At 51.6% G+C, this 9766-nt stretch carries 8 protein-coding genes; all 8 read left to right on the top strand.

All coding sequences use genetic code 11. The features are described 5' to 3' along the window. Positions 1-2886 (top strand): DUF4157 domain-containing protein (locus tag IQ268_RS31360; RefSeq protein ID WP_193887291.1); only part of this gene is annotated, 2886 nt, incomplete at its 5' end. A gap of 51 nt (positions 2887-2937) precedes the next feature. Next, positions 2938-3444 (top strand): hypothetical protein, encoded by a 507-nt coding sequence (locus IQ268_RS31355; RefSeq protein WP_193887289.1) that lies wholly within the window; start codon positions 2938-2940, stop codon positions 3442-3444. A gap of 12 nt (positions 3445-3456) precedes the next feature. Next, positions 3457-4149: a hypothetical protein gene (locus IQ268_RS31350; RefSeq protein WP_228035897.1), complete on the top strand. Its 693-nt coding sequence runs from the start codon at positions 3457-3459 to the stop codon at positions 4147-4149. Between the two features lie 25 nt (positions 4150-4174). Beyond that, positions 4175-5368, top strand: coding sequence for a prolipoprotein diacylglyceryl transferase family protein (locus IQ268_RS31345; RefSeq protein WP_193887285.1), 1194 nt, complete (start codon positions 4175-4177; stop codon positions 5366-5368). A 67-nt stretch (positions 5369-5435) separates the two neighbouring features. Beyond that, complete coding sequence (locus IQ268_RS31340) at positions 5436-7325, top strand: DUF5995 family protein (RefSeq protein ID WP_193887284.1); 1890 nt, start codon at positions 5436-5438, stop codon at positions 7323-7325. Positions 7326-7878: 553 nt separating this feature from the next. Then, entirely contained in the window at positions 7879-8376 is a 498-nt protein-coding gene (locus tag IQ268_RS31335; protein ID WP_228035896.1) for a uracil-DNA glycosylase family protein, read from the top strand. Between the two features lie 33 nt (positions 8377-8409). Beyond that, positions 8410-8868: a GNAT family N-acetyltransferase gene (locus IQ268_RS31330; RefSeq protein ID WP_193887293.1), complete on the top strand. Its 459-nt coding sequence runs from the start codon at positions 8410-8412 to the stop codon at positions 8866-8868. Between the two features lie 399 nt (positions 8869-9267). Beyond that, complete coding sequence (locus IQ268_RS31325) at positions 9268-9552, top strand: hypothetical protein (RefSeq protein WP_193887280.1); 285 nt, start codon at positions 9268-9270, stop codon at positions 9550-9552. Positions 9553-9766: the final 214 nt, after the last annotated feature.

Here is a 9766-nt window from a genome sequence, read left to right as displayed (position 1 = left end):
ACCCTTGATCCCACCCTGCGGATGCTGCAACACGCCGCGCAGCGTCAATGCGCCGCGTGTGAAGACGAAGACCTGATGCGTCAGGCCAGCCCAGCAGACACGTTCGCCAGTGACGCAACCGAGCAGGTGAGTGATGCCCTGGGGTCGGGTGGACAGCCCTTAGATGATAGCGCCCGCACCTTCATGGAACCGCGCTTCGGCTACGACTTTAGTCAAGTACGCATCCACACCGATGCAAAAGCGGCAGAATCGGCGCAGTCCATCAATGCATTAGCCTACACCGTGGGGCAAGACATTGTATTTGGGGCAGGCCATTATGCCCCTACCACCAACGACGGCAAACAACTGCTGGCGCATGAATTAACCCATGTTGTACAGCAAACGCAACCGCAGCCCGGTCTTGCCCCAACATTGCAGCGCGAGGCCGACCCTGGCACAGGCGGTACAACCACCTCAACCCCTCCAACCACGGCAACGCCAGGGAGCAATGCGGCGAGCGGAGCCGCACAGCAACTCATTGTTGAGGATACTGCCGAGCAGCTTGAACCGGGACAAACGCGCAAAAGCGAATTTCTGGCACAGCTTCGTCCTGCTGTACAGGCCGCCGCTGAAGAGGCGCTATCGGTCGATTTATCGAGCCTGTTGCTATTGCCCGTTGCCCATACTGAAATTGAACGGCAATTTGCCACCTATAGCACCCAAGATAGTCGATCGCTGGATCAAACCATTCGCCCCTATGCACCCAAAGCAACACAAGCCAGTGACTACATTCCGGCGATTTGCCAACAAGTACGACAGACGATCGCCCAACGGCTCAATCAAGGAATAACGGGTTTACCAGACGGCACCACCGCTCCGGGTGAAGCCCCAGCCACAGAAACAGATGCCGCTGAAGAATTAGAACCAACCCGCATTTTATTCAAAGCCCAAGACGGCAGCACCGCCCAAGCACCAGACGATATCCACGCCGTGCAGACGCAGCTTGGTTCGGGTCGTGCCCTCGACAGCACCGTGCAAGCCAGGATGGGAACCGCGTTTGGAGAAGACTTCTCCCAGGTGCGCCTACACACCGACACGACCGCTGCTCAGTTGTCGCAAGACATGAACGCGCGTGCCTTTACCCTGGGCGAGCATGTGGCCTTCGCATCTGGTGAATACCAGCCCGGAACGTTGATGGGTGATGCGCTGATTGCCCACGAACTGGCTCATGTGGTGCAACAAAAAGGAGCCAGTTCTGAACTACAGCAAAAAGGAGCAGACAATAATTCTGCATTGGAAACAGATGCAGATTGGTCGGCGATCGGCGTAGTGTCGCAACTCTGGTTTGGGGCAACAGGTGCCCTGAGCAACCTTGCCCGAAAAGCAGGGCCACGGTTGCGATCGGGTTTGGGTTTGCGACGGTGCGATGCGGGTAGCGGTTCTTCATCTGGCCCCGTTCCCAGTGCCCCCGTTCCCAGTACTCCGGTACCCAGCGGCCCCGTGCCAACGGTGCCCCCCGTCGCTCCACCCGCTCCGCCTGCTCCTGCCCCAGCTCCAGCTCCGGCAGGGCCTTATACCTGGAGTAATGCTGTCCTCAAAGCCAGGGTAGAGGGCAGAGAATCGGCGGCCAATATTGTGGTTTATGTTAATGGATTAGCAACGGGCGATCGCGATATTGCCATCCGGGACTTACAGAACGGGCGGATTGATTACATCAGGCAACAAGATGCCCTTCGTAGCGGCACCATCACACCTGCGGTAAGACGAACTTATCGGCGTTTGGGGACATTTGTTAGCAAGGTGGATGTCATTCTGCAAACGGTCTACAGCCAGGTTGCCACAACCGAAACATCCGCTACCCTGCTCGCCGGAACCCACGTTCCCACGGCAGCAGAGAAAGCCGAAATCGATCAGGCACTGGTTCCTCCTCGCGGTAGCGTTGCAGTACCCGATTTCAAATCCCACATTCCCGCTGGCAGCTATGAGGATCGGATTCGCCGCTACTTAACCAGGGAAATTGATGGCATGTACAACAATCTGGTTAGAGGCCGAGGGCCAGCAGAACATGCCGATCCGGCGAAAGTCCATCCAATGAGCCGATTTGAGGAAATTGGTAACACGGCCAAAACCGAGACAGATGCGGTATTTGGCAGCTACGCCACAGCGCCAACTTTCACAGCCGGCGTGAACTTATTTGATGCCTGGGAAAAGGAAAATACAGACCAGGCTGCCATGACCCCTGCCCAGCGGCAGGATAAAGCGAGAGAGCTGGTGTCTTATCTGCTTCAGTCCGAACGAGGCATTTTTGATATCAATCGGGCACATGGTGCTATTCCCTCCCGGACAACCCTTTCGCCGGGAGAAACCGAAGCCGAAGCCACCATTCTGGATCGAATTCGGAACGACCTGACTGGCACGCCTGCCCAGGTGCAACGGCTAAATGATATCGATCGCGGCTGGCCGGGTTGGAATCAAGGCGGCAATGTTGGTATGCAAATGTTCAAAGCCAGCACCGGCCTTGGAAATCGGCGTAACTTCTGGGATGCCTTCCAAACCATGATCCATGAATATATTCACAGTCTTGCCCACGCTAACTACAATTCTCATGCTCGCAGTTTCCCTGGTGGCCATGACTCCGAGCAATACAACACGCTGGTTGAAGGAATGGACTCTGTATTGACCGAGACGGTATGGGCTAATGTCTCCCCAAGGGTCAGGTCAGCAGCTCTGCGTCAGGCTGTTGAAGGATCGACCTATGCCGCTAAACCCTTCGAGGCATCGACCGTGCCGCCCATCTCAAGCCGCCGATATCCATCCTATGACCAGGCCATGCGGCTAATTAACATTGTTGGTGTTCGTAATGCTTATGCCGCCTACTTCTTAGGACGAACCGATCTCATTAGTTGATAATGACGGCCTTGATGGATCGCAAGAACGAACGCGCTACATAAAACCAGTATGACTAATGCCTCTGACTGCGAAATTGCCCTGAATCAGTTTGCCAAGCAAGACTGGCTGCATTGGCAGGGGCTACCCACCTGTACGCTCAGTACAGTGGCTCAAATGCTTCCTTTAAGTGATGGGGTTGGCAGTGGCAACGTGGGAGAGCAAACCGCGCACTTTCACAGGCTGCATCTTCCCGGCTATGGGCAACCCGTTCGCCTCTGGTTTACCGAGAATGAACAGGTGTTGCTGTTAGATGTTGCCCATCCATCGCCCTCTGCTAGCCTGGAGACTCTGTTAGCCCAATTGGGAGAACCGGATGCCAAACTGGATACCCATTGGAACGTACTGTCACTACCGCAAAGTGAGTGGCTCTATGCCCAACGGGGGCTGGCGTTGTGGATCAATCCAGAAAATCAGGTCATTTTGCACCTGGCGGTGTTTGCTCCTACCACCCTGGAGCAGTACTCTCACACCTTGCGCCTTGATCTGGCTCAACGCAGACTTCCCTATCGTCGGTAATTCTGTTATGCCATGACTAAACGTATTCTATCAGCAGTATTCATGGTTATCCTGGCACCTGGACTTGTCGTTCAAAGCCGATCGCCCAAAGCGCGGTATGGTTTAACCATTCGGTTACTGCTGGCGATCGCCATTCTCTCAGTCTCAACAGCGGCGATCGGCTGCACCAATCGCGCTTATACAACCGCAACTGCCCTCTGTGAAGCCGCGTTACATCAATTGGCCGAACAAGACTGGTCGCACTGGCAGGGCTTACCACCCTGTACCGTCAGCACAGTAACTCAGGTGTTTCCTCTCGCAAGTGATGCCATTGGCCTTGGCCGTGTAGGAGAGCAAACCGCACACTTTCAGATGCTGCGCGTACCTGGTTACGCACAACCCGTTCGCCTCTGGTTTACCGGGAATGAACAGGTGTTGCTGTTGGATGTAGCCTATCCTTTCTCGTCTGGTCTGGATGCTTTGCTAGCCCAATGGGGAGAGCCTGATGCCAGGCTTGATGCCAGGTGGAATGTCGTTACATTACCCCAGGGCGAGTGGGTGTACGCCCAACGAGGGCTAGCGCTGTGGATTAATCCAGAAAATCAGGTGCTTTTACACATGGCAGCGTTCACTCCGACCTCGTTACGCCAGTATTCCCGCCTGTTACGGCTCAACCTGACCCAACGCCGACTTAGTACCTCAATCCTTCCTACCATTGACCATTGACCATTGACCATTAACCATTGAACCCATGCAACTCAACCCGGTATCACCCACTCACTTTTACCCACCCATTGATCCAGAACTCTCTTTTTTTGAGCAATCCTGGTCAACCTTTACTGTTTTTGGCGGTATTGGTTTCATTCTGGCTACAGCATTAACCGTGTTGCTGGCAAACGGGTTGGGATTAGCGCTCTGGGTCATACTCAGCATCACCACTGTTGCAGTTGCAGCCTTCTTTTCGTTGGCATTTTTGCTCAAGCTGTTCACGGGTCAAGAGCGACTTGTTTTGTATCAACAGCTAGTGGCTGTGGTGGGGGCGATCGCTGCATTACTCTACCTCTTGCAGCAACCGATTCTGGTGTATTTAGATCTCACGCTGCTGGGTTTGGGGCTATTTGTTGCTGTGGGTCGTGTGGGTTGCTTTATGGTGGGCTGTTGTCATGGGCGACCCAGTCGTTGGGGCGTATGCTATCGGGAAGAACATGCTGCTGCCGGATTTACACCGTATCTGGTGGGAGTGCGGTTGGTTCCCATTCAAGCGATCGAATCTGGCTGGATAGCTCTGATTGTATTCATTGGTGTTATCTTACTCTTGCATCAGCATGACCCCGGCGATGTGGTGGCCTGGTTAAGCATCACCTATGCTCTTGGCCGATTCTGCTTTGAATTTTGGCGAGGCGATCCAAACCGTCTGTACATCTGGGGATTTTCTGAAGCACAATTGCTATCGCTGCTCATTATGAGCGCCATCACAGCAGCCGAGTATCATGGCAGGTTACCCCTACACCCGTGGCACCCCGGCGCAACGGTGAGCCTTGCTGTGGTGATGGGGGCGATCGCTCTACAACAACGGTTTCAACGGAACTCGGCACTGCAACTATTACATCCACACCATATTCAAGAAGTGGCAGAAGCGATCGCTGCATTGACTCACTCTTCAAGGATATTAGCTTCTGTTGATGACACTGGATCTACTTCCGTTCCAATCTGCTCTACCTCCCTGGGAATCCAGATTTCAGCCACTCCAATTCAACATAGAACGGGATGCCTTTGCCATTATGCCTTTTCCAATTCCATTTCTAGCTTGACTGCATACGGTGCCAAAACACTAGCGGATTTGGTACAACAACTCAACCACACATCAAACTCGGCAGAACTCATTGAAGGGCAGCAGGGTGTGTTTCATCTGCTGGTTTACCCAGCAGGTTGCGATCGCGCTTAGAACGCAACGGATCGAGTGAGTCAGCAGAATCCTCTGCACCGCCAACATCAGATATCAAAGCAGGTTTATGATGAACGATCGTCTTCTGCACCGTAAAAAAACAACGCTTCCTCCATCACAGACCAATACAGGCAACCGTGATACGTGGACATCGACTCACTCTTCACAGCCCGATCAGGTTCAAGTTCCGGCAGTCCATCATGATTTTAGCCAGATTCCTCTGTCCCGCGAGGCAGACCTGACCGTGAGCCAACCTGGTGACCCCGCCGAACAGGAAGCCGATCGCGTTGCTGATATGATCATGAGCCATGACCCAACTTGCTCTGATCAAGTGGCGATCGCACCGGGTGTAGATACTATCAGTCGGGCTATACCTGCAATTTATCGAGATCCAGGCAGCCCGACAAACGCCAGTCCTATTCCTGCAACCAACCCAACAAATTCATCCGGCACAGAACCAAGCTGGCGAGAGATGGGAAATCTGCTCGGTAAGCCACCTGTGCGATCGGAAACCGATCCACCCAACAAAAATGTAGTGGAAGACGAAGCGGTTTACAATCAGCGGCGGGAACTGGCGGAAGCCGCTTTAAAGCGGCAGCAAGACCGTGCGGCCTCACTGTTGGATGAACGGGGCAATGTTAAAGATTATCGGTATTGGTTTGCCAGGGTATACAGTTATGTCACCGAAGGAGAACTCGAATTTGCCAAGAGTTGCACCTTCTATTACCCCAGTTATGTGATGGCATCGGTCGCCTATTTTGAGCAAATTTACCAGGACAATTTCAATGCCTTTAATGATGAGGGGCCTGTAGAGGATCATTGGCGACAAGCCTTTGAAGAAGCGGCCCGCCAAAAGGAATTTACAGATGCGCTCTACGAGCAAATGATGTCAGGCCACGATGAAGGCGGGGCAGCCCTGGCAGCGGTGATGCAAAGCGTGATGGGGGCAGTGCGATCGCTCATTGTTTCCATGCAAGCCCACATCCGGTTCGATTTACCACGGGCTGAAGCCTGGGTATTCAATTCTTACTACAGCCAATTTGGAGCCAGCCTCAGTGATTTCCGGGCTGATTTTATGTCCATGTCCGGCATTTTTGATAATGCGGGACGACGGATGAACGAAGACATGGCTCAAAAGCTGGGGGTGCCCGTAGACCTGATTCCCCAACTGATGCAAGACACCTCAATGCGACTGTTTGATGCGGATATGGCAACAGAAAGAGCCGATACCTGGCAGCGAGCCGAGGAGTTAATTGCCAGCGGGCAAGCGGGTGCCGATCCCTATACCCTGCAAAACGGGACGCTCGAAGGTAATGTAACCCAGGGTGATCACCTCTCCGGGTTGCAGAATCTACCCAATCAGGATTTGCGGCCTACAATTGAACATTCTGCTCCGGTGTATGACGATGATGCGGTTTGCGATCGCGTCCTACAAATGCAGCCTGGTGATATTGCTGCACTACCAGCCACAACCCGTATTCGGATGCTGCGTGGGTTATTTCGAGGCGCTACTGTTGGCAGCGATGAAACCGCTGTTTTGCGAATTTTGAAGGCATCTATCCAGGCGGGTGATGTAGTTACTATCATTGATGGAGCAGACCCGTGGGATTTAATGTATGCCCTTGATGGAGTTGAATTTACCCAACTACGCACATTATTCCGCGAGACATACTACGGCAAAACCTCCCAGGAGAACGCACTGCGCCTCCTTCGTAAATGCTTAGATGGTGAAACTGCCGAGTGGGAAGAAGAAATGGTTGTCGATGTGTTGCAATATCAGCCCAACGGCCATGCTTTGGTAGAACGGATTGGTCAAATTTACGATGGCCCCGCCACCGGAGAAGATGCTCACTTTAAAAATGGCCTGTACAAACTGGAGTGGCAATTAGATGGAGCAGAAGAAGAAAGGCTACACGATCTGTTTGGTGAAAGTGATATTAGTTGGTGGAACTTTTAACTTGATTTTTCACATTTAATGCCTCCACTACGAGTAGATTGAGAAGTATTTTACAGCCATTTTCATTTGCATTCACCACGCCTTAAACCCTACGTCCCACACCCATCCTGGCGAGACTGTCGCTGACTCGATTGAGAACTGCTATAAGCTTGAGGAATATGAATTCGTTCCCAATCCCTCACTGCTGCTGAGTTTGAGGCTACTTGCTCCTACTCAGTGAGCCGTTTGTCCACTCACCTCTGTGGGTTTATAGGATAAACTTACCAGTTGTTACACTTTCAACCAGCCAGTGAGAACCCTATTAAACGACATTGTTCATTGTCCTCACGCGCGATTCTGTTTGCAAAACCCTGGTGTCGAGAATCCATGCCGCGAAATTGTTGATTCTCAAGCCAACCTTGTTGATTCGTACGGATTGCCTACTCTGGAAACGTATCAAGTACCCGAACCCTGGAGTGGGCAAATAGGGCAAGCCCCTCTGCTTTTCTTCAGCTCAAACCCATCAATTAGCTCGATTGAGGTCTACCCTGATGGATCGTGGTCGGACAATGATATGGATGACTACTTCAATTACCGTTTTGGGGGAGGGCGCAAAGACTGGATTGTTAATGGTACGAAATCCTTGCTAACAGATGGAACCTACAGCCGTCCTGTTCGGTTCTGGATAGAAGTTCGGCAACGTGCTGTCGAGTTATTTGGACGGGATGTGACTCCCGGCAGTGATTATGCGCTCACTGAGATAGTGCGTTGTAAATCTCGTGACGAAATTGGTGTAAAACAAGCACAGGGTCAATGTGTTGAAACCTACTTGCTGAGGACTTTAGAAGTAGCAAGAGCAAAAGTAGTGGTGGTCCTGGGGGCACGCGCAAGGCAAGCGATTCAAAGTAAATTCAATATTCCTGCAAAAAGTTCAATATCTGAGGCAATCAAAATAGGGGAATGTGAAAGAATTTTCGCCTTCCTCCCCCATCCCAATGCACGGGGCTATCGTTCGTTTAGCAAGTGCTTACAGGATAGTGAACTTGAGCAGCTACGTACTTTTTTGCAGTAGTTCAAACTATCTCTATTGCTAGAGGCGATCGTGATCACTATTCGAGAAGCAAGACCTGAAGATGTTGAAACTCTTTTCATGATAAGAACTAGCGTTGCCGAGAATTACCAGTCTCGTGAGGATCTGGCTGACCTGGGAGTGACTCCAGCTACAGTCATTGAAATGCTACAAACAGACTGCCGTGCCTGGATTGCTGAAAGCAATGGCGAACCTGCTGGCTTCTCGATGGCAAACGCGACGAAAAAAACAATTTTTGCGATGTTTGTGCTTCCAGCCTTTGAATGCCGTGGTATTGGTCGTCAGTTGATGCAGCGATCTGAGAGATGGTTGTGGTCACAAGGGGCTGAGCAAATTTGGCTGTTGACGAGCAACGATTCGGAAATACGAGCGTATGGTTTTTATCGTCATTTAGGGTGGATTCCTACCAGTGTTCTCTCAGATGGGCAGGTAAAATTTGTGAAGGAACAAGCCTGGAATCAGCTTCAACATTAGAATTCATGTGTTGTTGCCGTTATCTAAAAGCTTGCATCAAAGCAATCAGTCTGGTCTGAATCAAAGAGAGATAAACGCTCAGAGCAATCAATAAATTAGCTGAAGCACGATCGTTTCCAGGTCGGTCAAACTGGGATTACTAAGTCAAAGTGCATTAAACAGCGATGCAGGCGATCGCGGTTATCTTGGGTAGACATATGCACCCTGCTGAATATGGATATTGAATTTGTGTGTGAACAATGCAATGCCCCACCAGCCGTTCAAATGCCCCATTCATTACCTCTAGCCAGCAACGCCTGTGGAGCTTAACCTGGTCTCCGTTTGATCCGTTGACCGATCAGAAGGCGGGTTAATGTTCAATATTAGTCTAGCTGTGGGTACGTTGTACGGGAGTTTTTCGTGTATCTGACCTTAATCATTAACAGCGTTGTATGTGTGCTGGGAACCATCTTTGGACTGCTGTTTGCCGGAGGGAGTATTATCAGTATCGCCAACATGACTGTTCCGTGGGTTGGGTTTCTCCTGGTAGCCGCCCTGCTGGTGCCCGTCATGTTTGTGGTGTCGGGAATCGGCACATGGCTAACCTATACACAGGGATTCACCCAGGTCACTATCGGCCTCATTGCCCTACCGTGGCTTTATGGAGTGGTCTTTATCCTCCTTATGCTTGTGTCCTTCAATTAGCAGCGTGCCCGCTTCGGTTGGCCGGAAACTGAATGAGTCGGGCAGATGCATGGAAAGGGGCACCTATGAAGGTGCCCCTTGATTCGTTTACGTGATAAAGCGTAAAGCCCCCGTGTTTTGAACCGGGGGATATAAGCGAACTGCCAAATTTATTTGGCAGTCAAAGATCGAATCAACTCTCGAATCACGTCATTCTGACTGCGTTCTTTTTTCT

This window comes from Oculatella sp. LEGE 06141 (assembly GCF_015207605.1).
GTDB lineage: Bacteria > Cyanobacteriota > Cyanobacteriia > Elainellales > Elainellaceae > Oculatella.
This window is presented reverse-complemented; position numbering and strand designations above follow the sequence as displayed.

Coding starts and splice junctions, on each gene's coding strand:
- IQ268_RS31355 (WP_193887289.1), top strand. CDS start 2,938: ATGACTAATGCCTCTGACTGCGAAATTGCCCTGAATCAGTTTGCCAAG.
- IQ268_RS31345 (WP_193887285.1), top strand. CDS start 4,175: ATGCAACTCAACCCGGTATCACCCACTCACTTTTACCCACCCATTGAT.
- IQ268_RS31350 (WP_228035897.1), top strand. CDS start 3,457: ATGACTAAACGTATTCTATCAGCAGTATTCATGGTTATCCTGGCACCT.
- IQ268_RS31335 (WP_228035896.1), top strand. CDS start 7,879: ATGGATGACTACTTCAATTACCGTTTTGGGGGAGGGCGCAAAGACTGG.
- IQ268_RS31340 (WP_193887284.1), top strand. CDS start 5,436: ATGATGAACGATCGTCTTCTGCACCGTAAAAAAACAACGCTTCCTCCA.